The 25,480-nt window shown below is 46.8% G+C and carries 23 protein-coding genes and 1 pseudogene; 16 read left to right on the forward strand and 8 right to left on the reverse strand.

Annotation, left to right across the window (positions count from 1 at the left end):
* Window positions 1-21 precede the first annotated feature (21 nt).
* From R3D00_06065 to larE, 6 genes are all read right to left on the reverse strand, one after another.
* Entirely contained in the window at window positions 22-1,638 is a 1,617-nt protein-coding gene (locus R3D00_06065) for a gliding motility-associated C-terminal domain-containing protein (protein MEZ4772732.1), read from the reverse strand.
* A gap of 119 nt (window positions 1,639-1,757) precedes the next feature.
* Window positions 1,758-1,946: a hypothetical protein gene (locus R3D00_06070; protein ID MEZ4772733.1), complete on the reverse strand. Its 189-nt coding sequence runs from the start codon at window positions 1,944-1,946 to the stop codon at window positions 1,758-1,760.
* Window positions 1,943-2,377, reverse strand: a complete 435-nt coding sequence (gene larC, locus R3D00_06075) for a nickel insertion protein (GenBank protein MEZ4772734.1) — start codon at window positions 2,375-2,377, stop codon at window positions 1,943-1,945. Before larC ends, R3D00_06070 begins: the two co-directional genes overlap by 4 nt.
* Window positions 2,374-3,183: a LarC family nickel insertion protein gene (locus tag R3D00_06080; GenBank protein MEZ4772735.1), complete on the reverse strand. Its 810-nt coding sequence runs from the start codon at window positions 3,181-3,183 to the stop codon at window positions 2,374-2,376. Before R3D00_06080 ends, larC begins: the two co-directional genes overlap by 4 nt.
* Window positions 3,180-3,839, reverse strand: coding sequence for a nickel pincer cofactor biosynthesis protein LarB (gene larB, locus R3D00_06085; GenBank protein MEZ4772736.1), 660 nt, complete (start codon window positions 3,837-3,839; stop codon window positions 3,180-3,182). Before larB ends, R3D00_06080 begins: the two co-directional genes overlap by 4 nt.
* Complete coding sequence (gene larE, locus R3D00_06090) at window positions 3,836-4,639, reverse strand: ATP-dependent sacrificial sulfur transferase LarE (GenBank protein ID MEZ4772737.1); 804 nt, start codon at window positions 4,637-4,639, stop codon at window positions 3,836-3,838. The genes larB and larE overlap by 4 nt, the downstream gene beginning before the upstream one ends.
* A gap of 97 nt (window positions 4,640-4,736) precedes the next feature.
* Here larE and R3D00_06095 point away from each other — a divergent pair.
* The 12 genes and pseudogenes from R3D00_06095 to R3D00_06150 all read left to right on the forward strand — a co-directional run bounded on the left by R3D00_06095 (window position 4,737) and on the right by R3D00_06150 (window position 19,794).
* Window positions 4,737-5,342 (forward strand): annotated as a pseudogene (locus tag R3D00_06095) (RHS repeat-associated core domain-containing protein).
* 9 nt (window positions 5,343-5,351) lie between these two features.
* A complete protein-coding gene (locus tag R3D00_06100; protein MEZ4772738.1) occupies window positions 5,352-5,915 on the forward strand; it encodes a hypothetical protein in 564 nt (187 codons plus the stop codon).
* Between the two features lie 33 nt (window positions 5,916-5,948).
* Window positions 5,949-6,539 carry a hypothetical protein gene (locus R3D00_06105; protein MEZ4772739.1) on the forward strand — a complete coding sequence of 197 codons (591 nt, stop codon included), beginning with the start codon at window positions 5,949-5,951 and terminating at the stop codon, window positions 6,537-6,539.
* Entirely contained in the window at window positions 6,536-7,687 is a 1,152-nt protein-coding gene (locus tag R3D00_06110; GenBank protein MEZ4772740.1) for an RHS repeat-associated core domain-containing protein, read from the forward strand. The genes R3D00_06105 and R3D00_06110 overlap by 4 nt, the downstream gene beginning before the upstream one ends.
* An 11-nt stretch (window positions 7,688-7,698) precedes the next feature.
* Complete coding sequence (locus tag R3D00_06115; GenBank protein ID MEZ4772741.1) at window positions 7,699-8,160, forward strand: hypothetical protein; 462 nt, start codon at window positions 7,699-7,701, stop codon at window positions 8,158-8,160.
* A gap of 30 nt (window positions 8,161-8,190) precedes the next feature.
* On the forward strand, window positions 8,191-8,346 hold the full coding sequence (locus R3D00_06120; protein ID MEZ4772742.1) for a hypothetical protein: 156 nt from the start codon (window positions 8,191-8,193) through the stop codon (window positions 8,344-8,346).
* 232 nt (window positions 8,347-8,578) lie between these two features.
* Entirely contained in the window at window positions 8,579-14,578 is a 6,000-nt protein-coding gene (locus R3D00_06125; protein ID MEZ4772743.1) for an FG-GAP-like repeat-containing protein, read from the forward strand.
* A gap of 11 nt (window positions 14,579-14,589) precedes the next feature.
* Window positions 14,590-15,099, forward strand: a complete 510-nt coding sequence (locus tag R3D00_06130) for a hypothetical protein (protein ID MEZ4772744.1) — start codon at window positions 14,590-14,592, stop codon at window positions 15,097-15,099.
* Between the two features lie 155 nt (window positions 15,100-15,254).
* Window positions 15,255-16,406: an RHS repeat-associated core domain-containing protein gene (locus R3D00_06135; GenBank protein MEZ4772745.1), complete on the forward strand. Its 1,152-nt coding sequence runs from the start codon at window positions 15,255-15,257 to the stop codon at window positions 16,404-16,406.
* A gap of 11 nt (window positions 16,407-16,417) precedes the next feature.
* Entirely contained in the window at window positions 16,418-16,879 is a 462-nt protein-coding gene (locus R3D00_06140) for a hypothetical protein (protein ID MEZ4772746.1), read from the forward strand.
* A gap of 30 nt (window positions 16,880-16,909) precedes the next feature.
* Window positions 16,910-17,311, forward strand: coding sequence for a T9SS type A sorting domain-containing protein (locus tag R3D00_06145; protein ID MEZ4772747.1), 402 nt, complete (start codon window positions 16,910-16,912; stop codon window positions 17,309-17,311).
* Between the two features lie 11 nt (window positions 17,312-17,322).
* Window positions 17,323-19,794 carry a T9SS type A sorting domain-containing protein gene (locus tag R3D00_06150; protein MEZ4772748.1) on the forward strand — a complete coding sequence of 824 codons (2,472 nt, stop codon included), beginning with the start codon at window positions 17,323-17,325 and terminating at the stop codon, window positions 19,792-19,794.
* Window positions 19,795-19,824: 30 nt separating this feature from the next.
* Here R3D00_06150 and R3D00_06155 read toward each other — a convergent pair whose 3' ends face one another.
* Complete coding sequence (locus tag R3D00_06155) at window positions 19,825-20,169, reverse strand: TfoX/Sxy family protein (GenBank protein MEZ4772749.1); 345 nt, start codon at window positions 20,167-20,169, stop codon at window positions 19,825-19,827.
* Between the two features lie 209 nt (window positions 20,170-20,378).
* Here R3D00_06155 and R3D00_06160 point away from each other — a divergent pair, with 209 nt between their 5' ends.
* The 4 genes from R3D00_06160 (at window position 20,379) to R3D00_06175 (ending at window position 25,017) form a co-directional block, all read left to right on the forward strand.
* A complete protein-coding gene (locus tag R3D00_06160; GenBank protein ID MEZ4772750.1) occupies window positions 20,379-21,683 on the forward strand; it encodes an MFS transporter in 1,305 nt (434 codons plus the stop codon).
* A gap of 77 nt (window positions 21,684-21,760) precedes the next feature.
* A complete protein-coding gene (locus R3D00_06165) occupies window positions 21,761-22,666 on the forward strand; it encodes a gluconolaconase (GenBank protein ID MEZ4772751.1) in 906 nt (301 codons plus the stop codon).
* Window positions 22,656-24,503, forward strand: a complete 1,848-nt coding sequence (locus tag R3D00_06170) for a hypothetical protein (protein ID MEZ4772752.1) — start codon at window positions 22,656-22,658, stop codon at window positions 24,501-24,503. The genes R3D00_06165 and R3D00_06170 overlap by 11 nt, the downstream gene beginning before the upstream one ends.
* A gap of 10 nt (window positions 24,504-24,513) precedes the next feature.
* Entirely contained in the window at window positions 24,514-25,017 is a 504-nt protein-coding gene (locus R3D00_06175) for a GNAT family N-acetyltransferase (protein MEZ4772753.1), read from the forward strand.
* Here R3D00_06175 and R3D00_06180 read toward each other — a convergent pair.
* Entirely contained in the window at window positions 24,998-25,459 is a 462-nt protein-coding gene (locus R3D00_06180; protein ID MEZ4772754.1) for a hypothetical protein, read from the reverse strand. The two genes, R3D00_06175 and R3D00_06180, sit on opposite strands and share 20 nt — an antisense overlap.
* Window positions 25,460-25,480 lie beyond the last annotated feature (21 nt).

The raw sequence follows: 25,480 nt of genomic DNA on the forward strand, positions 1-25,480 counted from the left end.
TCTTTCCGAAAGGTAGCAGATTTATCGCAATAAAGTAAATGAACCGGAAGTTGTACGCACTTTGCCATCGTCATACCGGACATTGGCCATAAAAATATATACGCCTTCCGGGGACGGGCTGCCTTTTGCATTTCCATTCCAACCTGTAGCCTGGTCATTGGGACTTAGTCCTTGCGCCTCGTAGATCAGATTTCCCCAACGATTAAAAACTTTGAGATTGTCAATAGATACCATGTCTTCGCTTCCCATGACTGTAAATACATCATTTATCCCATCATCATTTGGGCTAAAGGCATTGGGCGCAAAAAAATCGTAGTAGGAAAGATCAAGATTAACCGTGCTGTCGCATCCGTATTCGGTTTTCACATGGGTAGTATATTTTCCGGGGGAATAGTACCTCGCCTGTCCGACCTGGTAAAATTCTGTCGGGAAAATTTTAGCCGTAACAAATACTGCTGTATCTACAGATACATGGAGGCTAAGTTCGATGATGCTGTCGCAATTATACTTTGTTTTTAGCGTGTCGTAGTAGGTACCTCTGTATCCCAGGTATTGATTGTCAAAAAAATAGGATTCGCCTTCGCAGATAGTTATAGACTGCTTGCTCACTACTTCAGGGCGAATATATTCATAGACTCCGGAAACCCGGCACCCCAGCAATGGGCTGTTGGTCATCACCTGATAGTTGCCATTTCCATACATTTTGGTAAGGCGGCTTTCGGTTTCGCCTATCAGTGCGATGCCGTTTTTATACCATTGGTAATCGATGGTGTCATTGTGCGGTACAGTCAGGCTGAGAAAGTCCGAACACAGGTCGCCCGTAGGCCGGATGTTAAACTCAAATGAGGCTTTGTCAGCCAGCAGGAGATTGTCAAAAAAGTAATAGGTGGAGGTATGATAATCGATTTCCACACAATCTGGTCCGATGGCAATGGCATAAATATCTTCTGACGGGATCACGTTTATCTCTACAAGTTTCCACTGATTGGATCCGGAAATGGCTAGTGAGCCCAGTTGTTTCCACCCGGGAGCATTGGTCGGGCAACCCAGATACTCATTTCCTACACCAAAGGGGAGGTTGCTGCAAGCGGTAGAACCAAAAAAAACAATATTGGTAGGGGGCGAATTGTCCGCATTGGTGAACCCGATATAAAACTGAAATTTATATTGAATGCCTGCCAGTAATGGCCCGGTGAGACAGGCCCCGGCATATTCTTTCCAGTTGGGATTATTGCCATTCCCGCCAAATCTACCGTTGCGAAAACCTACACAACCCTGTCCGTCGGGAATCGGCAGCGGAACCGGCATTCCATCCCATCCCATCCAGCCGCAAGTATTGATGTAGTCTGTGGTAGGCTCTGAGGCCTGAATCCAGGTATTGGCACAATCCATCTGCGCCCGGTTGCTGGGACAACAGGTATGATCTTCAAAGGAAGGATTGGGAATCAGGGAAATCGGCTCAATAATTGGGCAATGGCAATCCGGATCGCGGAGGTCAATCAGGCCGTCGCCATCGTCGTCAATTGCATTATCACAAATTTCCATTGGTGGTGGCTGGGAAATTCCCTGCACCATCGCGATAAGTGAAAAAAGGCCAAAGCAAAGCAATACCCGGGAAAAGCGGATGATCAGAATCATAGGGATGATAGATAATGTACCGAACTTGATGCTCTCCCATCAGGCTGTTTAATATAGTACAACATCTGCTCCCAAACAACAGTTTGGCAATTTTTAAATCAAGAAGTCTGCCTTTCAGATCAGCGGGTGTTATTTTTCGTCATTTGTTTTTTGACGATGAAAAACAGACCCAATCCGACAGCTGCGATCATTAATATCGCCTCCCAGCTGCTCCAGATTCCAAAATGATCGTGAGGTACGGGAATATCATGTGCCATGGCTGCTGCTGGCAGTAAGGTAATCAGGGTGAAAAGTCCGCGAATTTTCATGAGTCAGTAGTTAATAAGTGGAATAATGCTGTCTGTAGTTGCTGAATGCTAATATGGTGTTTTTCGCTCAATTCGCGCAATGATTCGTATTCAAATTTGCGTGATTTTCTTCCGGATGGCCTTTCCACCTCTTTGATTCTCACATTTCCGTATGGAGTTTCTGCTTCAAATTCCCGACGGCGGAGGGTTTTCCGGTCAACCTGATAGTACCTTATGCCGATGGTGGTGGTATTTTCCAGAATAAAATCACCGATCGTGTCAATATTTTTTTCAGGAGAAATAATGGTCATATTTACCCCCGGGCGGCCTTTTTTCATCTGAACGGGTGTGAAAAATAGGTCTGCCGCGCCCAGTTGGAGCAACTTTTCCTGAAAGTCTTTTCCCAGAAACTCCGCAGGCATATCGTCTACGGTGGCTTCCAGTACGATCATAGTCTCACCTGAAATTTGTTCGGTTGTTTTTTTTTTGATGCAGATTCTTCCAAAACCGAAATCCGCACCACATTGGGGTTGCGAAATCGCTTCTGGCCGGGGCCGTAGGCAATTTTTTCCACACTAAATACCTGCGGCTTGAAGTCTGGTTTCAGGTAGCGGAGAATCGCCGCCCCCGTTGGGGTAACTTTTTCGCCTTCCTCGTCTCCTTTATACACAGGCATGCCGCGCAGCAGGTCGGCAGTCGCAGGTGCAGGAACAGGCAAAATGCCGTGCTGGGTTTTGACCATGCCAAAACCGGTACAAATCGCATCCGAATACGTCTGGGTAACATCCAGTTTGTCGAGCATTACCGCACAACCCACAATATCGAGAATAGAGTCCACGGCGCTGACTTCGTGAAAATGAATTTTTTCCAGCGGAATATTGTGAACCCGCGCTTCGGATTCACCAATAAGTGTAAATATCGCTTTGGCAATGGTTTTTGCGCCTTCCGAAATATGACCTTTATCGATGATGGCGAGAATATCTTTCAGATGGCGGTGTGTTTGGTGATGATGGTGGGGTTGAATGTGTAAAAGCTGGCTGTGTTTTTTTTCTTTTTGTTCATTCAGGTCAATGATTTTTACATGATTGCAGACGATGCCATTGACATTGACAGCAGCGACTTCCACTTTTCCATCGGGAAGATGGAGTTTTTCAGGTAGAGTTGCGATTTCTTCCCACGCATCAGTCAGGCTGCACAGGGCGCTGAGGAGCATATCACCTGAAAGTCCGGAGAATGGTTCTATATAAAGCGTACTCATAGGTTTTTTGTCATGTTGAGGATGCGAAATGCAGCCATAGCTGCGCCATAACCATTGTCAATATTAACAACTGTAATACCATTGGCGCAACTGGCAAGCATAGAATGTAAAGCCGCATGGCCATTTGCCGCCACCCCGTACCCCACACTTACCGGAACGGCGATAATGGGCTGTGGTACCAAACCGCCCAATACCGTAGGCAAGGCAGCTTCAAAACCTGCGACGGCGATAAGGATTTTATATTTTTTGATTTCCTCCAGCCGCCCAAGCAGCCGGTGAAGGCCCGAAACGCCTACATCCACGATTTTTTCCGAACCTACCCCCAGATAAGTGAGTACATGGTCAATTTCGTTTACCACGGGCAGGTCAGAAGTTCCACCGGCAATAATGGCCACATCATACGATTGGGCTGGTTGCGGTACGTGGCGAAGCAAAAATACACCTGACAGCGGGTCATAAACAGCAGAAGGAAAGTCTGCGAGAAGGACTTCGGCTTTCTGTTTTTGCAACCGGGTAATCAGGGCGTTTTTATCCTTTTCCTGATAGTTGAGGAGAATATGCCGGATAATATCGACGGGCTTGGATTCACCGAAAACAATTTCCGGAAAACCGAGGCGGTCTTCACGTTCGAAGTCTATATGGAAAGGCTGGCTCATTTGTGATGGATGACCCGGTTGAGTTTGCCGGAGACGAGTCCCTCGTCATCCATGGTACATGTCTCAAAACCCAGCTGGCAGATTGCCGACTGTATGGTTTCAAAATCGGCCTTCAGTCGAGATAACTCCGAAACAGGGACTTCAATTTTGGCTTCTGCCCCGAAGTGGCGGACGCGCACATCTTCAAATCCCCATGCATTGAGAATACCTTCTGCCGCTTCAATCTGGCGGAGTTTTTCTTCGGTGATGGCATTGCCGTAGGGCACCCGCGAACTAAGGCAGGGGCTGGCGGGTTTGTTCCAGTTGGGAAGCCCGAAGTGGTGGGCGAGGTTGCGGACATCTGATTTGGAGAGGCCGCAGTCAGCGAGCGGAGAGCGCACCTGATGTTCGGCAGCAGCCTGGAGACCGGGCCGGTAATCGCCGAAGTCGTCAGTATTGGTACCGTTGAGGAGGGTATAACCGGGGTATTTTTGCAGCATATGTGTGAGGTCGTGGTAGAGGTGTGATTTGCAGAAATAGCAGCGGTTGGTGGGATTGGCGAGATAGTTGGGGTCGTGAATTTCGTTGGTTTCGATGATTTCGAGTTTGAGGCCAAAGCGGCGGCAAAACTCCCCGGCAAAGGCGAAGTCTTTGCGTTTGAGACTTGGCGAAACGGACATACAGCCAACGGCTTTTTCCCCCAGGAATTTACCCGAGAGGAACAGCACCAACGTCGAATCAATCCCGCCGGAGAAAGCCGTGAGTGTGCCCGATTTGTCCTCAAACCATTTTTCCAGTATTTGGATGTGTGAGTGGATCATAGGGGAAATATAATGAATTTGGGAGAAAGTTGAGCATATAGGTTTTGTTCACCCTTTCCCAAACCCAACAGCCTGAGTTGGGGAGACCCACCGCCTCTACGACCCGGTACTGGGCCGCATGCTCTCCCCCGACAACTACATCCAGGCCGCCTTCGGCTCTCAGGGCTACAACCGCTACAGCTACGCGGTGAATAATCCGCTGCGGTTTACTGATCCGAGTGGGGAATGGGTGCATATTGTGGCGGGTGCGTTGATTGGTGGGGTCAGCGGCGCGGTGCAGACTCGTCTTTATAATCGAAATAATCCGTCCGCGCCGGTAAATTATTGGATTGGCAGGGATGTAGCTCCGGGCAGGTCACCTTGGGCGTTTAAAAATACTCCACATCCCAGGTCAGGGTATATTTTACGATCCTTTCAGGCAAGAGATGGAAGTACTAACACTTTTACTGCATGGTCTCTTGAGAAAACAGAAGGCGGAGTCAAAACTTATGAAATTTGGGGGAGTACTTATCATGATGCATGGGATATTATAACTTCTGGTCAAGGAAATAATCTGAATACCATTAATAAAGCTATATTTAACACTCTGACTGGTTACCGGGTTCAATTTTATTTTCAATCATCACCCTCTTCAGGTTCACACCCAACACTGTCCTTTCAAAGACCTGATGGAAAAGCATATTTGAAACTTCGATTTCGCTAATAATAACAAATGGTGAATACACTTTTAAAACCTAATGCCGAACTACCCGACTATCTATTTACAAAGGATTATGCTACGTTTTATCCCTTTGGAGTAGAAATGATCAATAATGAGAGGAATACATTTTTCCTAAGCTTGTGCCGTTTCCTGAAAAACGCAGGAGAAAAAGAGTTTTCGATAAAACATCTAGGCTCTATTGACTTCTATCTGTCTGGCCTGGGTAAAAATCATGAAAGAATATTCGTAGAAGAGTTTGATCGAAAATTTTCAACGGATTTATCGGTTCAGGCAATTTTGGATGGGCTAGTCCTCCCTTCGGCTCCTAAACTCATGTTTTTAGCAGACTTCCACAAGGGTATTATACATGGTACCATTGGGGATTGGGTTATTTATTTTGACCGCCCATTGGAATTGTTGCTAGTAGGTATTGACAAATCATTGGTTAATACTTTTGAGTCGTTTTTTCTGTGTGAGCAAGTGTTCAACGATTACTATTACCAACCAATTGAGAAATATACCACAATGAGTAACCGTGAGCGTTTTGAACAATTTAAGAAAAACTACCACTTCTGAAATATCTAAAGATAGACTTTCATCTACAACCCCATGATTTTTTCCCGCAAGCCAAATACAAGTCTGCCGGATTATGTCTTTACCGAAAGATATGAAGCTATTTTTGTATTTGAGGTGGATATAATCGCCGAAACCGATCCTTTTCTTCGCTGTCTCCAATCTTTTCTAAAAAAAATTGGGCAGGAAACCTTTTGGGTTAAAAATGCAGGAGAATTTTATCTACCCGCTAATACTCAGGGACCTGCCCTACATCTACCTATATTTGAGAAATGTTTTGATATATATAGCCAGCCTCCTGAAATAAATAAAGAGCTTATTCTCACATACTCGCTAGGCAAGTGGCCACTCTATTACCTTGATATCGCCTGGGATGGCGCAATAGAAGGAGAAACGCTGGACTGGGCGTTACATTTTGAGCGTCCGGGGGATTTGGCAATTTTTGGAATGAAAGCCGCTTACAGACCTTTTTTTGAACAGACTTTCCTGCAAGATAAAACGATGTTAGAAAGATACATGACCGATCTTCGGTTTATCCAGGCATGGGTACTACGCGACGAAACCCAATTCCAAACATTTATCCGCAATTATTTCCCCTCCGAAATCGAAAAATATAAAAAGAAATGAAAAATCTCCTCCTCTTCCTGCTAATGGCCTTTGCCGGAGTTTTTCCAGGTGAGGAACAGGCGCGGGGTGAGGAGACCTCCGTACTCATCCACATGAACGGGCGCCTCTACGACCCGGTACTGGGCCGTATGCTCTCCCCCGACAACTACATCCAGGCCGCCTTCGGCTCTCAGGGCTACAACCGCTACAGCTACGCGGTGAATAATCCACTGCGGTTTACTGATCCGAGTGGGGAATGGGTACATATTGTGGCGGGGGCATTGATTGGGGGAACAATAAACTGGGTTTCCAACGGTTCAGAATTTAGTTGCGACGGCCTAAAATATTTTGGAATTGGAGCTTTAGCAGGTGGGCTAGGGGCGGGAATTAGATCAGGTGTTGGTACTTCAATGGCTGGAGGAAACTTTTTTGCCGGTTTCGCTGGGTCTCCAGTTTCTGCAACAGGCTTTATTACTGGTGCAACTTCTGGTACAGCATCAGGATTAGTTTCCGGGTTTATATCTGGGACCGGAAACAGTCTGATGAAAGAGCAAAACCTAAAACATGCTGTAAAAGTTGGACTTAGACAATCACTCACACAAGGTATAAAAGGCTTTATTTCTGGTGGTATTCAGGGAGGTGCAGATGCGGTTAATAAAGATCTGAATTTTTTTACGGGTACTGCTAAATTAGACTTATCAAGCGGCGTGGGTGCGCACAATATTTCCAATACAAACCAAACAATTACAGGTAAATATGTGGGTTCATATGAAGGCGTTAATGTGTATGAATCAAAATCATTAGGCTCTGGTTCGCTTAGTGGTGGAATAACACTTCCCGGTTATGGTATTACTGTCGGAAAAGGTGTTTTTTCACAAAACTTATTTCCTGAGTTAATGCAACATGAATTTGGCCATATCTTGCAATCCAACATGGTGGGCTTATATGCTTTTTACAAGGTTATTGGAATAGAAAGTTTAGCTAGTGCATCCAGAGATGGTATCGGAGGATATAGTCATAATACATTTTGGACGGAAACGTGGGCCAATTACCTGTCCCAAAATTACTTTGGTAATCGTTATATTTCTTCAAGTATGTTCCCCATCAAAAATATTAATTGGTTTGATTACTTCCGGTTACGATTCACATCTCCTTTCTTCTGGCCATAAAATAAAATAAAATGAAACAGCTTGAATTAATTATTTTGGCTTTCCTCCTCACCGGTTGCCCCGCCTATGACCCTCCATTACAGGTCATAACCATTCACAATTATTCCGATTCGGCGGTGTATGTTTATTCGACTTGTGAGGATTCCCTTCCGCGCCTTCCGGAGTTAAAACTATTTCAAATTTGGAATGACAACCGTGTTGACGCACAGGGGAACAAAATGGATACGATTATTTCGCCTTCCTACCGAATTAATGCGTATGCTTTCGGGGAAATACATGGCGCAGGTAGTGCTGCAAACCCCACGCTTCCCTGTGAAAAACCTCCTTACCTCCGTTTTTTCTTTATTCCCGAAACCACAATGCGTACTCACTCCTGGGCCGAAATCCATGAAAAACAACTCTATTCAAAAAAAATGTCGTTCAACCTCTCCCTGCTCGACAGTCTGGGTTGGGTGATTAAGTACGTGCCTTGATTTTTTTATTAAAAATCTAACCACTCTCCCATGAAAAATCTCCTCCTTTTTTTCCTATCCCTCCCCCTCGCCGCCTTCGCCCAGATCGGGCCGCCCTGTACGCCGGAGGTGGTGCTGAGTTATGACGCGGCGGGCAACCGTATCCAGCGCAAGATATACGTATTAAAACAGCTCAACTTCTCATAAAAAACCGCTATCCTCTTCTTCTCCTGACTACGGCCTGTGGTTTTGAAGAAAGGGGAATCTGTATTACTTCAATATTGGAATAAAACCGCATCCAAAATCTTTCGGCTTAACAATTTGTTAATATTGAAAAAATATTCTGTTAATATGGGGGGGGGTAATTGCGAGTGTCAAAAATACGGCAATCCATTTTTTGAATGTTTTGTTTTTTCCTCCATTTTTAACAACTTTGTTTATGCACAATACCCGGTTATTCCTGTGTATTTTGGGGTTAGGACTATCTTTTGCTTTCGGGCAGGGGAATGTTCAATATCAGAATCTTTTTACAGAAACTGCCTTTTCTGGAAGAACGCTTTCTCAAACGCTACCCGTAGGCACAACCTCTGGGGTTGCAAACGTTTCGCTTTCTGGGGGAGCAGGTTATTCAATCCCGATAAATTTACCTCCCGGTACAGGGGGAATGATTCCGTCGGTTTCGGTAACTTATAATAGTCAGTCTGGGAATGGTTTACTGGGCATGGGCTGGAATCTGTCGGGGCTATCGGTCATTCACCGCCTCGGGCAAGACTGGTATCACGACGGAAAGGCGGGGCCTGTTTCCCTGGCTGGAAATCCTGCTTCGGGCATCGCCGCAGGGCCTTTTGCACTAGATGGAAACCGACTGATTGCAACGAGCGGAGTAAACGGTGCTGATGGAGCCGTTTATGCTACGGAAAGTGAAACTTTTTCGCGCATCACTTCTTACGGCATTTCGGGTAATGGCCCCCTCTGGTTTAAAGTCGAAACCAAGTCAGGAATTGTCTTTGAATATGGCAATAGTGCAGATTCCCGCCTGATGCAGGAAGGCGGAAGCAGCGTACTCTTCTGGCGACTCAACCGCATGTATGACCTGCACGGCAACTATGTGGATTATAAATATCTGACTGATGACCGTGAATCGCGGATAGATGAGATTTTGTACACGGGTAATACGGTCACCGGGCTTGTTCCTTATAACAAAATAAAGTTCCATTATGGTCTTCGAATGGATGCTACTACGGCTTATCTGGACGGTTCTCTTTTAAACAGTAGCCGTCTGATAACCAAAATTGTATTAACCGCCGAAGGGGGTGTTATCAGCAAGGAATACGAGTTTAATTACGCTCAGGACGATCTTTATTCCTACCTGACAGAAGTGATCGAAAAAGGTAGCAATGGTTTGCAGTTCAATTCAACAATTTTTAAATATGGTGAAACTTCACCTGACTTTGAAGCTGTGGAGACGGATGATATAGGACAACCATATTTTCATAATTTTACAGGAGACTTTGATGCAGACGGCTACTCCGATTTGATACGAGTTTCTTTCAATACTCAGCCGGTTCCTGGAACAGATATAACCTATTATACAGGTTTTCAATATTACCGAAAAATACCAGGATCAGATGATTTTCAGTATATCTCCAGCCAGACTTTCCCTAATGATGATGATAACTATAGCTGGATTAATGGTATAGATGTACCCAATCAATACAAAATATCCAGTGCCGATTTTAACGGAGATGGCAAGGAGGATCTTCTGATTGAAAATAGAGTAAAAAATGCTAATAGCTCTTATTGGAAACTATCCGGTACTCGCATCTACTATTTAAATTCCGAAGGAAATGCTTTTACTGCCACGGATTATCCTACTGTAGCTCCTTATGACATCATCAATGCTTCCACCTGGAATTATTTGTACAAAGGAGATTTTAATGGAGACGGAAAAAGTGATTACCTGACCAGTCTGAGCAATGGCACTGGTTATAAAGTATTTTTATCTTTTCCCGGAATCAGTCTTAATCATCACGTTTTAGGTCAGTTTGGTACGACCAATTCCTATACAAACGAGGTTTCAGGAGCCGATCAGGTTTTTGTAATTGACTACGACGGCGACGGGAAAACGGAATTGATGACACTAAAGGAATCTGCCTGTAAGATATTTTCCTTTGAAAAAAATGCCAATAATGAATATGAAGCCGTTTTAGTTTATAATTCCAGTTCCACTCAATGGCGTGATGTTTATCCCGGTGATTTTAATGGCGATGGAAAAACGGACTTTCTGACACGTACCTCACCAAATATTTGGGAGATCGCCTTCTCAAAGGCTGCCGGGAATTCGTTTGATACTCATCTTTACTCTTTTATCGTAACTCCTGATACATCAAATGATATGATCCGGATACTGGATCTGAACGGAGATGGGAAAACGGATGTTGTACACGGCGAAGGTGATCCTCAGAGTTCTTCGTATTGGACAAACGTAACTCTTCACACTTATTACTCAAACGGGTTTGATTTTGAATATACTGCTACACAACCGGGGGATGATACCCATCATGACTGGCCTTTAATTGCCGGAGATTTTAATGGCGATGGCGGGAGTGATTTTTTCTTTGTCGAACCCAATCTGCCTGACAAACTCTACTACTTCCGCAAAGAAGATAAATCCCGCTTGCTGGACAAAGTGGCGGATGGATTCAATTTTGTAACGGAATTTGATTACAGCCGGATGACTGCCGGAGGGAGTTTTTATGTAAAAGGTTCGGGTTCGACCTTTCCGGTGAATAATGTCCAGGCTGCCGGCTGGCTGGTTTCTGCACAAACCCAGCCGAATGGGATCGGAGGATTTCACTCCACCACTTTTGCTTACGAAGATGCCCGCATTCACCGTCAGGGCAGAGGATTTCTGGGATTCCGAAAAGTGTATTCCAGTCATGCGGTTTCCGGTTTTTCTACCACCCATGAATTTACTCTTAACAATACCTATTACCTCTCTATCCCGTGGAAGACACAAACCCGGAAGATTTTGGACAATAGTCTGATATCCGAAACCGTTCAGACATATTCGGTGAATAACCTCGGCAACGGACGTTTCTGGTTAAGACCGGATCAAAGTTCCACACAGGATTTTATCCGATCCCGTACCTCCAACCAAAACTGGGCCTATGACAGCTATGGAAATGTATTGGTTGAAAATGCTTCGGTCAATACGCTGGAATACACCGTAACAACTCATACTTACGGGTCATTTGGTACCTGGATTCCCTCTCATCCTACACAGACTACTTTCCAGAAGATTCGCAATGACAGTGCCCCTACCTCGCATACCCAAACCACTACCCGGGTTTTCAACAATAAAGGCGAACTCACCCAAATCAAAATCCATGCGGGGCAACCTAAAGAGATTACAACAACCTATACATACAACAACTTTGGGAATCCGCTGAGCGAAACGGTTTCCGCCTCAGGGCTTGCCAGCCGCACAACCAGCTATACTTATGATAGCAAAGGGCGATATCCGACCGTCATTACCGACGGTTTACTCCAATCGGAAACCCGAACCTATGACCCCAAATGGGGTACACCTCTCTCTATTCAAACGCCTGATAACCTTACTACCACTTTTCAGTACGATGGTTTTGGCCGTTTGACCCATACGACTACTCCGGAGGGATACACCATCCAAAACTCCCTTGTCTGGGATATTCAACCCGCCAATTATACCCTCTATTATAGGCGTACCCAGATACCCGGCAAACCAGAATCCAAAGTCTGGTATGATCTTCTGGGACGCGAAAAGAAAGCCCATGTACAGGGATTCAGCAGCCAGTGGATACAAACACTGACTACGTATGACACCCAAGGAAATACTGCAACTACCACCCTTCCGCATTACCCCGGTGATCCTGCCGTAATCACAACGTTTTCTTATGATATCTTTGGCAGGGTACTTACTGCAATCAACAGTGCAGGTACGACCTCCTATAGTTATACGCCAGGGGTAGATGGCTCACTTACCGTTGCAGCGACTGACCCTGCCGGTCAGACAAGCAGCCGGATATTGGACGCAGCCGATCAGACGCTTTCCAGCACGGATGCAGGAGGTACGCTTACGTATGACATCAACAGCCGGGGATACCAGACCCGCGTAAAACTCGACGGCGTAGAACTGGCAACCATGCAATACGACCTGTATGGACGCCAGACCCAGCTTACCGATAAAAACGCAGGTACAACTTCCTATGATTATAATGCTTTGGGAGAACTCATTTCCCAGACCGATGCCAAAGGTCAGGTACAGCAGATGCAATACGACATTCTCGGTCGGATACTTACCCGTACCACTCCCGAAGGCGTTACTACCTGGCAGTATGTCACAACGGGTAATGGCAAAGGCCATCTGAAAAAAATCACCGGATATAATGGATTCACCCGTGAATATACCTACAATGCCCTGAGCCAGGTAACTCAGGAAAAACAGGCAATCAGCGGAATCAATTTTCTTACGAATTATACCTACAGCGCTTATGGCGATATTGCGACGGTTACTTACCCTTCGGGTTTTGGTATCCAGCGGATTTATACCGCCAATGGATACCTGCGTCAGGTAAAAAATCTCAACGGAACTGTTACCCTCTTCAACGCGGTCACCGGTACGATGAATGCTCTGGGGCAGTTTACTCAATATACCCTGGGCAATGGAAAAGTTACTACCAAAACTTACAATGCCTACGGTTTACCGGTCAATACTTCTACCCCCGGTGTACAAAACCTTTCGACCGCTTTCAATCTTCAGACCGGCAATCTCACCAGCCGTACCGACCATCTGAAGTCTAAAACAGAAACGTTTACTTACGACAATCTCAACCGCCTGACAAATGCACAGGTATCGGGGCAGACTGCTTCAACCATGGCTTATTTGGGAAATGGTAATTTTTCTACCAAATCCGACGCCGGGGTATATGACTATCATGCCAAAAAAATCCATGCGGTAACAAAAGTTACCGATCCGCAAAATGTCATTCCCTCCTTTCAGCAGGATATAACCTACACATCCGATCACGATCCGCTCACCGTTAGCGAAAACGGCTATGACCTGACCTTTTCCTACGGCCCGGACGGTCAGCGGAAAAAATCGGTGCTTATGCACAACGATGATGTTCAGACCACCCGATATTATGTAGGGGCGTATGAGCGTAATGTCAGTGGCAGCACTACGCAGCATATTCATTATGTCTCCGGCGGCGACGGGTTATGTGCTATTGTCGTGCGTCAGGGCAGTACGGATACCTATTATTATGCCTATACCGATCACCTCGGTTCGATACTGACCCTCACCAGCAATACCGGGGCCATCGTCGCGGAGCAAAACTTTGACCCATGGGGACGCCCCCGCAACCCTACCACCTGGACTTACAGCCTCGTACCCACCGCACCCACCTGGCTCTACCGGGGTTACACCGGCCACGAACACCTGCGCGAGTTTGGCATCATCCACATGAACGGACGCCTCTACGACCCGGTACTGGGCCGCATGCTCTCCCCCGACAACTATGTTCAGGCCGCCTTCGGCTCCCAGGGCTACAACCGGTATAGCTACGCGGTGAATAACCCGCTGCGGTTTACTGATCCGAGTGGGGAGGTGATACAGGTGATATTAGTTGTCGGTGCTGCGCTTATCGGCGGTGGTTTTAACCTTTGGAGCAACTGGGAAAAGGTGGATAACTGGCAGACTGGCCTGGCTTATTTTACCAGCGGAGCGGTTGGCGGAGCGGTGAGTGTGTTTAATCCCTATGCCGGGGGGGCCATCACCGCAGGCGGAAATATAACAATAGATGCCGTTACCGGAAACCTCCCGGATATCAATAATACACGCGAACTTTTGGGTTATAGCCTGGGCGTGGGGTTTGATGCGCTTTCGGCAGGGATGGCAGGGAAAACCGCCGAGGGGTTGGGCGCACTGGGTAAAGCAGGCTGGCGGTGGATTGTGGGAAGCAGCCCCCAAACTTACCAAATGACCCTTCAGACTACGGGTTCGATGGCAGGGCAGTACCTGATGGAGTCGGTGGAGCAGACGGCTACAAAAGTGCCTTTTGTTCAGATGGCGGGGCAAGCGGGGGTGAGAGGTGGAAAAGTATTATTAGAAGCCCCTAAAGTCATGCATAAACACCACATTTTCCCTCAGGAATTTCGACGATATTTTACCAATCAAGGTATAGCTAACATTGACGACTATACAATCCAAATCAGTAAGCAGACTCATTTGAAAGGGGTGCATGGCAAGGGATTAGGAAACTTACCAGGAAAGTGGAATGAGCTTTGGTCAGAATTTATCTCTACAAATCCTAACGCTACACCTTCCGAAATTTTTTATTTTGCAGAAGGATTGTTGAAGAGATTTGGACTAGAACATTTACCCTACATCCCATATTGATCGCGATAAAAATGAATAATGTATCAACCAACGGAGAATCACTGAGTTTACTCCCCGAAAAACGGTATTATGTGATAGATGCTTTATACCTGAATGATATCAAAGACAAAATAAATTCTTTGGATCAGGCCAATCTTGATCAAGAGATACGAGAAAAAGTGTTTGCTTTTCCCCGGACAGATACCCCTTTTGTCAAGTATGCTTCAAATCGTAATATTTTCTCTATTGAACAGATAAAAAAGGTGAATTATAATGAGGAAATGGCAAAGGATACGATTTTTTCCACAGATACCGGAATGATACTGCTTATTGAGCAGGGTATTTTGATTGATTTTATGCAGAACTTTGATTACGATACCTTGACCGATTCTCTAACTGATCTGATAGACATAAAATACTGGGATGAACTTACTAATAGGTATGCGCCCGGCCTGGTAAATTTAGCGATTGCGCCCGGTATTCAGTCCGGGTTTGATTTTGAAGGGAGTGGTACTTATAAGATAACCTTTTTTAACTCATAAGAATGGTTTTACCCTATTTGAAGAAACCTATCGGTCTTTTGAGCGTGTGATTTCTATGGGGGGAATAATCATTGAAATCACCTACCCCTCCTTTGATGACAAGGAACTCGATAAAACCTTAAACACCGAAATTGTCAAAATAAAAATCTAACCCCATGAAAAATCTCCTCCTCTTCCTGCTAATGGCCTTTGCCGGAGTTTTTCCAGGTGAGGAACAGGCGCGGGGTGAGGAGACCTCCGTACTCATCCACATGAACGGGCGCCTCTACGACCCGGTACTGGGCCGTATGCTCTCCCCCGACAACTACATCCAGGCCGCCTTCGGCTCTCAGGGCTACAACCGCTACAGCTACGCGGTGAATAATCCACTGCGGTTTACTGATCCGAGTGGGGAATGGGTACATATTGTGGCGGGGGCATTGATTGGGGGAACAATAAACTGGGTTTCCAACGGTTCAGAATTTAGTTGCGACGGCCTAAAATATTTTGGAATTGGAGCTTTAGCAGGTGGGCTAGGGGCGGGAATTAGATCAGGTGTTGGTACTTCAATGGCTGGAGGAAACTTTTTTGCCGGTTTCGCTGGGTCTCCAGTTTCTGCAACAGGCTTTATTACTGGTGCAACTTCTGGTACAGCATCAGGATTAGTTTCCGGGTTTATATCTGGGACCGGAAACAGTCTGATGAAAGAGCAAAACCTAAAACATGCTGTAAAAGTTGGACTTAGACAATCACTCACACAAGGTATAAAAGGCTTTATTTCTGGTGGTATTCAGGGAGGTGCAGATGCGGTTAATAAAGATCTGAATTTTTTTACGGGTACTGCTAAATTAGACTTATCAAGCGGCGTGGGTGCGCACAATATTTCCAATACAAACCAAACAATTACAGGTAAATATGTGGGTTCATATGAAGGCGTTAATGTGTATGAATCAAAATCATTAGGCTCTGGTTCGCTTAGTGGTGGAATAACACTTCCCGGTTATGGTATTACTGTCGGAAAAGGTGTTTTTTCACAAAACTTATTTCCTGAGTTAATGCAACATGAATTTGGCCATATCTTGCAATCCAACATGGTGGGCTTATATGCTTTTTACAAGGTTATTGGAATAGAAAGTTTAGCTAGTGCATCCAGAGATGGTATCGGAGGATATAGTCATAATACATTTTGGACGGAAACGTGGGCCAATTACCTGTCCCAAAATTACTTTGGTAATCGTTATATTTCTTCAAGTATGTTCCCCATCAAAAATATTAATTGGTTTGATTACTTCCGGTTACGATTCACATCTCCTTTCTTCTGGCCATAAAATAAAATAAAATGAAACAGCTTGAATTAATTATTTTGGCTTTCCTCCTCACCGGTTGCCCCGCCTATGACCCTCCATTACAGGTCATAACCATTCACAATTATTCCGATTCGGCGGTGTATGTTTATTCGACTTGTGAGGATTCCCTTCCGCGCCTTCCGGAGTTAAAACTATTTCAAATTTGGAATGACAACCGTGTTGACGCACAGGGGAACAAAATGGATACGATTATTTCGCCTTCCTACCGAATTAATGCGTATGCTTTCGGGGAAATACATGGCGCAGGTAGTGCTGCAAACCCCACGCTTCCCTGTGAAAAACCTCCTTACCTCCGTTTTTTCTTTATTCCCGAAACCACAATGCGTACTCACTCCTGGGCCGAAATCCATGAAAAACAACTCTATTCAAAAAAAATGTCGTTCAACCTCTCCCTGCTCGACAGTCTGGGTTGGGTGATTAAGTACGTGCCTTGATTTTTTTATTAAAAATCTAACCACTCTCCCATGAAAAATCTCCTCCTTTTTTTCCTATCCCTCCCCCTCGCCGCCTTCGCCCAGATCGGGCCGCCCTGTACGCCGGAGGTGGTGCTGAGTTATGACGCGGCGGGCAACCGTATCCAGCGCAAGGAAATCTGCGACGAAAACCCGCCGCAAAATCGCCTTGAAAATCCGCAGGCTGCGCTACTGGTTTATCCCAATCCTCATGACGGGAGGTTTAGCGTGCGTATCACTAACGATATAGATGTGCAGATATGGCTCTACGACCGCCAGGGCCGCCTGATACTGTCCGCCGGCCTGCCTCCGGAAGGGCTTAAAATTGACCTCTCCGCCCACCCCGCCGGGGTCTATTACCTCCGGGTAAAAGGCCGCGATTTTGAAGCCGCTCAGGCGGTGGTGAAACAATAACTCCACACATCATGAAAAACCTCTATACCCTTCTTCTCCTGGCCGCAGCTTGTGTTAGTAATACCTCCGCGCAGGACTACTTTATGGGCGTTTTGCCGCAGAACGGCCCCGGCAGTGCCGGAACGATTTTTCGGGTAAATACGGATGGCAGCGACCTTGCCGTCACCCATGCGTTTGAAAGGCCCGTCCGCAGCCCCAAAGGAGGCCTCCTCGCACACAGCAATGGCTATCTCTACGGCATCGCCGAAGCCGGAGCCGACGAAAACGGGGCACTCTATCGCCTCGATTCGGACGGCAGCAATTTTACCGTTCTTTACTCTTTTCGTCTCTCCGATGGCAGTATATTTTCGGGCGACCTCACCGAAGGCGACGATGGCAGGCTCTACGGCGTATCGGTTTTCGGCGGCACTTACTTCAACAATGGTCAAATCTTTACCATTGATCCCAACGGTGAAAATTTTGCCACCCTTCATTCTTTTGATTCGCTGTCAGGTGCCTTTCCCCGTGCAAGTGTCACGATGGGCCGCGATGGGAAACTCTATGGACTTACTTCCAGCGGCGGTCTGTATGATACCGGCGTGATTTATACGCTCGAAAAAGACGGAAGCGGCTACAAGGTTCTGCACAACTTCAACCTCACGGATGGCTATTTTCCCTATGGCCAACTCACCCACGCTGCTGACGGCAAACTCTACGGGCTTACTTCCAGCGGCGGACAAAGCGGACGCGGGGTACTTTTTCAGATCAATACCGGCGGTAGTAATTTTCAGTTACTGCATGAATTTTCTGGAACTGATGGGAGATCTCCCCGGGGCACTTTGCTCGAAGCACGCAACGGTAAATTTTATGGAACCACCACCTTTGGAGGCAGCCTCAACGGAGGGATAATTTTTGAAATGGAACCCGGGGGCAACAACTTTCGAACGGTCTATGAGTGGCAAATTTATCAGGATAAGGGTGAGTTTTACCCTGGGGGCGACCTGCTTGAAGGCTCTGACGGAAAACTGTATGGCACACTCGGGGGAAAAGACCCTTCGCCCGGTGCGGTTTTTTCGGTGGAAAAAGACGGCAGCAATTACCAGGTTTTGCATCACTTCGACGGCCCGACCGGTGCTTTTGGGGTGGAAGGATTCCGATACTGGGGGGTAGTACAGGGAACTGACGGCAAACTTTACGGAACCACTCCCCGTGGCGGACTTAATAATCAGGGCGTGGTTTTCCGGATAGACACCGACGGCAGCGATTTTACCGCACTCGAAAAACTCGGCAACTCGGAAGCCGGTTATCAACCCGTAGGCAGCCTGCTGAGAGGTAACGATGGAAATCTCTACGGCATGACCGCCCGTGGCGGAGAATATGACAAAGGAACCATTTTCCGGGCCGATCCCAACGGGCAAACGATCACCACCCTTTTTGCTTTTGACGGAACCCACGGCGCTTCGCCCATGGGCGACCTCATGCAGGCACGCGACGGCCGACTTTACGGGATGACGCCCTACGGCGGAGAAAAAGATTTCGGCGTGATCTTCGGCATCAATACCGATGGCAGCGATTTTGCCCTGCTTCACACCTTCACCGAATTTGCCATCGCTCGTCCCGAAGGCAGCCTGATCCAGCACAGCAACGGCAAACTCTACGGAACCACCCCCCGTACCGATTTTGCGTTATACGGCACACTGTTTGAAATCGCGCCCGATGGCAGCGGTTTTGAGATTCTCCATTATTTTGATGACTCAACGGGAAATGATGCCGGAGGCACATTGCTGGAACACACTGACGGCGCACTCTACGGTTTGACCCGCGATGTGATTTTCCGCATAGCGGTAAACACCGGCGAATACACCGTACTGCACAAAGCCGGTGAAAATACCAGCAAAGGTGCCAGCGGCGCGTTGATCGTCGGGAGCGACGGCAAATTTTATGGCCTCACGCCCGTCGGTGGCCCGGGAGATAACGGGACGATTTTTTCCATACGACCTGACGGCAGCGACTACCAGATGTTGCATGCTTTCGACATCGAAAAAGGCTACTATCCCTTTGGCGACCTCACCGAAGGCGACGGCGGCAGGCTTTACGGCATGGCTTCCGAAGGCGGACAAGGATACGGGCTGATATTTCGTATAGAAAAAGACGGCAGCAATTTCGAAGTACTGTTTGCCTTCGACCGGAGTACTGGCGGACTGCCGACCGGCAATCTCCTGCCTGTAAAAAGCCGTACCAGACTCAAAACCGGGCAAAACTTCTGCATTTTCCCCAATCCCGCACAGAGCTGGGTGAATGTGGAAATCCTTTCCGGCAATACCCAGACACCCCATACGGCCGAACTGCTCACCCTCTATGGCGGCCTCGTGGACCGCAGAGAATTAGCCGCAGGCGAAACCATTACGGGACTTTCCCTCGCCAATCTCTCCGCCGGAATATACCTCGTGAGGGTATATTCCCCCGGCAAAAAAGGCGAAGTGCTGAAGTTGGTGAAGGAGTGAGTATCCATAACGCGGGGTTTAACCCCCGCGTTATGGATACTTCTTACTCGCTTTCGCCTTTGGGTTAAAATCGAGACACTCCTGAATCCAGAATTCCAGGTCTTCGTCTCTGTCAGTGCCTTCCCCGTCGATAAATAAAAAACCTTTCATGGGCCGGCCGGTAAAGTCCATTTGCCGGCAGCCTTCACGGGTAAGGGCGTCATCATAATGTTCCGGATCGATTCTCGCCATCAGGGTTTCCTGAAGGATGCCGACACACATTTTGTTGTCAACCATAAAGGTGAGTCCACCCATCATTTTTTTTTCGGAGAATGGGATGTTCCGCTGGAGCAAAGACCTGCGCACCCGGTCAGCCAGTAGTTCGCTGTAAGCCATAGGTTAGGTTATTTGTGGTAAATGAAAATGGGCTGCGGCGCGGAATGGGTGAATATAGGATTTTTTGTGGGAAAATGTTTATCACTGGATAGGTATTGTAATTTTTGCAGATTAGGAATTAGATTCCTGATTTACATGAATGATTCCTGCATTCATTCCCTCTAATTCCAAAAAAAATTGCATCTTCCCGAAAAGATAAACGATTCCCCGTGCTACCTAAAAATCATCCCCGCCTGCTCAATGCCTGGAGTTCCTACGACTGGGCAAACTCGGTGTACAACCTCATCGTTACCACCGCGATTTTCCCGATCTACTACTCCTCCGCTACCCGGGCTGCTTTTGGCGGAGAAATGGTGGACTTTTTTGGAATTACGGTGAAAAACTCCGTGCTCTATACCTATGCGATTTCCTTCTCCTTCCTGATCATTGTTTTCCTCTCACCGGTCCTCTCCGGTATCGCTGATTACAGCGGACGCAAAAAGCGTTTTATGCAGATGTTTACCTATCTGGGGTCGCTGGCCTGTATCGGGCTCTATTTTTTTGACGGGGCAAATATCGAATATGGTATCATCTGCGCCATCCTGGCGAGTGTGGGATACGCTGGTTCTCTCGTATTTTACAATGGCTTCCTGCCTGAAGTGGCAACCAGCGATATCATGGACCGCGTCAGCGCAAAAGGATTTGCCATGGGTTACCTCGGCAGCGTCGTGCTCCTGATCATCAACCTTGTCATGATCCTCAATGCAGAAAAATTGGGTTTCGCCAGCGATGGCTCTGCCACCAAGTTTGGCTTTCTGCTGGTGGGTTTCTGGTGGCTGGGTTTTTCACAGATTGCTTTCCATTTTCTGGAAGATCGCCCCACGGGACATAAAATCGACCGGTCTGTATTGGGAAAAGGGTTTTCTGAGATCAAAAAAGTATTTGCCTTTATCCGCACCCGCAAAGTCATGGCGAGATATTTATTTTCATTTTTTTTCTACAGTATGGGGGTTCAGACAGTCATGTTGCTGGCTCCTTTGTTTGGCGAAGCGGAGGTGAGCATGAAAAGCGATGAAATGATTATCGTGGTGCTGGTATTGCAAATTCTGGCGATTGCCGGGGCTTATGCAACGGCCTGGTTTTCGGGCAGATGGGGAAACCGGCTGGCGATTTCGGCTTCGCTGGTGTTGTGGGTAGGCATTTGTATTTCGGGGTATTTTCTGACTGATAAAATTGCTTTCTATACCCTTGCTGCAGTCCTTGGATTTGTGATGGGGGGCATTCAGTCTATTTCCCGATCTACCTGGTCAAAACTGATTCCCGAAGAAACGGGCGAACCTGCTTCTTTTTTCAGCTTTTATGACATTACTGAAAAAATCGCCATTGTGTTGGGAACATTTTCTTATGGATTTATCGAACAGCTGACCGGAAGTATGCGCAACAGTATGATCGGGATGTCAGTTTTTTTCATTGCAGGCCTGATTATACTCCAAACCGCCGGACTAAAACTGGGCAAAGTGAAGGAGCCCGTCTGAAAAGACATGTTTTTGGGTAAATGTTATCGTTCCCCCCGGGAATTGTGTATTTTGGTGCCGCAAACAAAAACATGTATATGAAACCTATTTTACCCCTGATTTTTTCGGGCATTGCGCTGTCATTGTTCAGTTGCCATACAGGTGCTGCTGATTCGAATACAGAGAAAACAGAAAAGCCGGTAAATGTATCCTTCAGCCTCACAGAAGCCTGGGCGACAGATACCCTGCTTCGTACCCCTGAATCAGCCCTGTACGACGAAACCCGCGACGTGATCTATGTCTCCAATGTCAACCTCAATCCCCGCCAGAAAGATGGAAATGGTTTTATATCCAAAGTATCCACTAAGGGTGAAATACTCGATCTCTATTGGGTAGATGGACTGAGTTCCCCCAAGGGAATGGGCCTTTTTGGTAATATTCTCTACACCACAGACGTAGATGAAATCGTGTCGATCGATGTGGAAAAGGGCGAAATCATCAACAAAATTGCACTCGAAAAGGCGGGTATGTTTAATGATATTTCGGTAGATGCTTCCGGGAGGGTGTACATTTCTGATATGGATTCCAGCCGTATTTATATTCTCGAGGACAACCGGCTTTCACTCTGGAAAGAAGGCGATCTGGATTTGCCCAATGGGGTACTCATCGAAGAAAACCGCCTGCTTGTTGGGGAAGTGGGGGTTAGTGATTTTGCCGCTTATTCGCTTTCTACGGGTGAAAAGCTGGCCATTGCCGAAGATATGGGACGCCCTGACGGGATTGTCGCTACTTCGGTTCCGGGTTATTATCTTGTTTCCGACTGGCAGGGGGAAATTTTCCTGGTCAATCCTTCCGGCCAAAAAACGAGCCTCCTCAATACCAAAGAAGCGGATATCAATACCGCTGATATATGGTTTATGCCTTCCGAAAATCTTCTGCTGATTCCCACATTTTTCAACAACCGACTCGTGGCTTATCAGGTAAATGTATCGGATGAAGGATAATACACAACACGAAATGAACCGCATACCTGAATATGAGGGGAGAATAGCCGCCCTTTCCGCACAACTTGCACTACTTACCCGTCAGTACAACCAGCTTTCCTGGGCGCGTCTGGTTGTATTCCTTGGCGCAATAGGCATTGATTATCTTCTGTTTCAATGGAATACGCCGGTCGGTCTGGCCGGTGGAATGATTTTGCTGGTTCTGTTTCTTTACCTTATCCGGTGGCATACAGTTGTGGCGGAGAAACGGGAACACAATCAACGCCTCTTATCTGTCAACGAGGCAGAAATCCTCTCACTAAAGGGTGAATGGAAAGATCGCTCTGACGGGATAGAATTTCGCGATTACGACCACCCGTATTCTTACGATCTCGATTTTTTTGGCCGCGGATCGGTGTTTCAGTTTATCAACCGCACAGGCACTTCCATTGGGCGAAATGCGCTGGCAGAAGGGCTGAAAAATCCTTTACAATCTGTATCCGAAATTCGTCTGAGGCAGGATGCCGTTGCAGAACTGGCAGAAAAACCCGCGTGGAACCTGAATTTTCAGGCATTGGGTATGGGGAAGACAGATACAGCGGAAAATAGCCGTTCGTTGCTGGCGTGGCTGGAGGAGAAGCCCTATTTTACTTCTCAATCTGTATATCCCCGCCTGATATGGATTTTACCCGGACTGTTTTTTTTGTCTTTGTTGGGGTGGCTGATTCCGACTATTCCCGAACTGGGAATATCGCAGTACCAGATTCCCGGAAGTGTTGCGCTGATGTTTTTTCTGATCAACCTGGGGGTTGTGGGAATCAACCTCGGCAGGGTAGGGCGGCAGCAGGTTCAGGTAGGTAAAAAATCTGAAATGCTCCGCAAATATGCAGATCTGCTGGCTCAGATAGAAGGAGAAGCATTTGTATCACCACTCCTCCGGCAGGATTATGCAATGATCGTAAAAGACGGCGTTCCTGCCAGTGAGCAGATTAAACAACTGGGAGATCTCACCTATATGCTCGACCAGCGGCTCAATGCTTTTATGGGGCTTTTGCTGAATGGCATCCTGCTTTGGGATATTCGTTATGTATTGTTATTGGAAAAATGGCGGGAAACCCACAAAGCAGACCTGCCTGTCTGGTTTGAGATAATCAGTCGCTGGGACGCATTGGGCAGTTTTGCAAGATTTCGCTACAACTACGCCGATCTGATTTTTCCAGAAGTATCGGAAGGCGCTTTTTTCATGAAAGCGGAGCAATTGGGGCACCCCCTGCTGGACGCAGGCATTCGGATAAATAATGATGTGGAATTGGCCAAGCCGGGAGAGTTTCTGATTATCACCGGAGCAAATATGGCAGGGAAAAGTACATTTTTGCGAACCGTAGGCGTCAATCTGATTCTGGCAATGAATGGTGCCCCGGTTTGTGCTAAAAATTATGCGTTTTCCCCGATAGAGATGATCACCAGTGTAAGGACGCAAGACTCGCTCTCAGACAATGAGTCTTACTTTTATGCCGAGCTCAAACAATTGAAAAAAATCATCGATAAACTCAAAGAAGGCCGACCGGTTTTTGTGATTGTGGATGAAATGCTCCGGGGAACCAATTCGAAGGATAAAATGATCGGTTCCCGCAAATTTATCGAGCAACTCATTCAACTCAATGCCGTAGGACTTGTCGCTACGCACGATCTTTCGTTGGGGAAACTCGCAGATGATTATCCCGATTTTGCGCGAAATAAACGATTTGAAGTGGAAATTACCGGCGATCTGCTGACGTTTGACTACAAACTCATGGATGGCATTTCTCAAAACCTGAATGCAACTTTCCTGATGCAAAAGATGGGGATCATGCCCTGAATGGTAGAATATGATTACTGCAAGAACAGAACTTCGCCTTTTATCACTCGAAGATTTTGACGAATACCACCGGCTGAGTGCTGACCCTGAGGTGATGCGATATATAGCACCGGTATATACACACGAAGAGTCAGATAAAAAATTGGGTGAGCTTATCGAATGGCAGGAGGAACATCCCGGAATGGGTTACTGGACGGTGCGGAGTCGCGAAGACGGGCGGTTTGTGGGTATATTTTGCCTCAGATATTTAGGTACAACAGAAGAAATAGAAATCGGATATCGTCTGGCACGGGAATTCTGGGGAAAAGGGCTGGCTTCAGAGGTAGCCGCTTATCTGATCGATTATGCCCGGAAAACATTAAATGCCACACGGCTGGTTGCCGTTACAGACCCTGAAAACCTCGCCTCTCAGCGGGTACTTATAAAAGCAGGTTTTCAATATCTGGAGGACCGGTTTCATTACGGTGCAAACCTCAACTACTTTTTCCTCGATTTTACAACGCCTCCATCATAAACCGCGAAAAAACGGTGTCTTCCAGGAGGTTTATTCCCTTTTGTGTTGCCGTATCAGTCATGGTCGAATCTGCAATCATAGCCGTTTTTATGCCTCCTGTATGTAATGTGTGGGAGGGTCTGCCGGTGAAATACATGGTAGCGATCAGCAATGCTACGGCTGCCGCCACCTGATAGGCGGGGACCCTGAGGCTCAGCAATTTGCCGATGCGCCCGGTAACCGTTTCTTCCTGTTTCCTTCGCAAAGTTTCCCGCACGATTCCCTGTATTTCAGGTCGGGGACGAAGGGTTTTTGCTTCCTTTTGGAAATAGTGCTCCGCAGCAAGCGCCGTTTTTCTAATGGCTTCATATTCCGGCGCAGACATTTCTGCCAGGATCAATTCCCGCTCCTTATCCGTAAGTGCGGAAAAAGGTTTCTCTCTCATCATTTTTTCAATATCCATAGCGCTTCATTCTTTAATTTC

The sequence above is a fragment of the Bacteroidia bacterium genome, assembly GCA_041391665.1.
Taxonomy (GTDB): Bacteria; Bacteroidota; Bacteroidia; order J057; family J057; genus JAGQVA01.

Coding starts and splice junctions, on each gene's coding strand:
- R3D00_06065 (MEZ4772732.1), bottom strand. CDS start 1,638: ATGATTCTGATCATCCGCTTTTCCCGGGTATTGCTTTGCTTTGGCCTT.
- R3D00_06070 (MEZ4772733.1), bottom strand. CDS start 1,946: ATGAAAATTCGCGGACTTTTCACCCTGATTACCTTACTGCCAGCAGCA.
- larC (MEZ4772734.1), bottom strand. CDS start 2,377: ATGATCGTACTGGAAGCCACCGTAGACGATATGCCTGCGGAGTTTCTG.
- R3D00_06080 (MEZ4772735.1), bottom strand. CDS start 3,183: ATGAGTACGCTTTATATAGAACCATTCTCCGGACTTTCAGGTGATATG.
- larB (MEZ4772736.1), bottom strand. CDS start 3,839: ATGAGCCAGCCTTTCCATATAGACTTCGAACGTGAAGACCGCCTCGGT.
- larE (MEZ4772737.1), bottom strand. CDS start 4,639: ATGATCCACTCACACATCCAAATACTGGAAAAATGGTTTGAGGACAAA.
- R3D00_06100 (MEZ4772738.1), top strand. CDS start 5,352: ATGGTGAATACACTTTTAAAACCTAATGCCGAACTACCCGACTATCTA.
- R3D00_06105 (MEZ4772739.1), top strand. CDS start 5,949: ATGATTTTTTCCCGCAAGCCAAATACAAGTCTGCCGGATTATGTCTTT.
- R3D00_06110 (MEZ4772740.1), top strand. CDS start 6,536: ATGAAAAATCTCCTCCTCTTCCTGCTAATGGCCTTTGCCGGAGTTTTT.
- R3D00_06115 (MEZ4772741.1), top strand. CDS start 7,699: ATGAAACAGCTTGAATTAATTATTTTGGCTTTCCTCCTCACCGGTTGC.
- R3D00_06120 (MEZ4772742.1), top strand. CDS start 8,191: ATGAAAAATCTCCTCCTTTTTTTCCTATCCCTCCCCCTCGCCGCCTTC.
- R3D00_06125 (MEZ4772743.1), top strand. CDS start 8,579: ATGCACAATACCCGGTTATTCCTGTGTATTTTGGGGTTAGGACTATCT.
- R3D00_06130 (MEZ4772744.1), top strand. CDS start 14,590: ATGAATAATGTATCAACCAACGGAGAATCACTGAGTTTACTCCCCGAA.
- R3D00_06135 (MEZ4772745.1), top strand. CDS start 15,255: ATGAAAAATCTCCTCCTCTTCCTGCTAATGGCCTTTGCCGGAGTTTTT.
- R3D00_06140 (MEZ4772746.1), top strand. CDS start 16,418: ATGAAACAGCTTGAATTAATTATTTTGGCTTTCCTCCTCACCGGTTGC.
- R3D00_06145 (MEZ4772747.1), top strand. CDS start 16,910: ATGAAAAATCTCCTCCTTTTTTTCCTATCCCTCCCCCTCGCCGCCTTC.
- R3D00_06150 (MEZ4772748.1), top strand. CDS start 17,323: ATGAAAAACCTCTATACCCTTCTTCTCCTGGCCGCAGCTTGTGTTAGT.
- R3D00_06155 (MEZ4772749.1), bottom strand. CDS start 20,169: ATGGCTTACAGCGAACTACTGGCTGACCGGGTGCGCAGGTCTTTGCTC.
- R3D00_06165 (MEZ4772751.1), top strand. CDS start 21,761: ATGAAACCTATTTTACCCCTGATTTTTTCGGGCATTGCGCTGTCATTG.
- R3D00_06170 (MEZ4772752.1), top strand. CDS start 22,656: ATGAAGGATAATACACAACACGAAATGAACCGCATACCTGAATATGAG.
- R3D00_06175 (MEZ4772753.1), top strand. CDS start 24,514: ATGATTACTGCAAGAACAGAACTTCGCCTTTTATCACTCGAAGATTTT.
- R3D00_06180 (MEZ4772754.1), bottom strand. CDS start 25,459: ATGGATATTGAAAAAATGATGAGAGAGAAACCTTTTTCCGCACTTACG.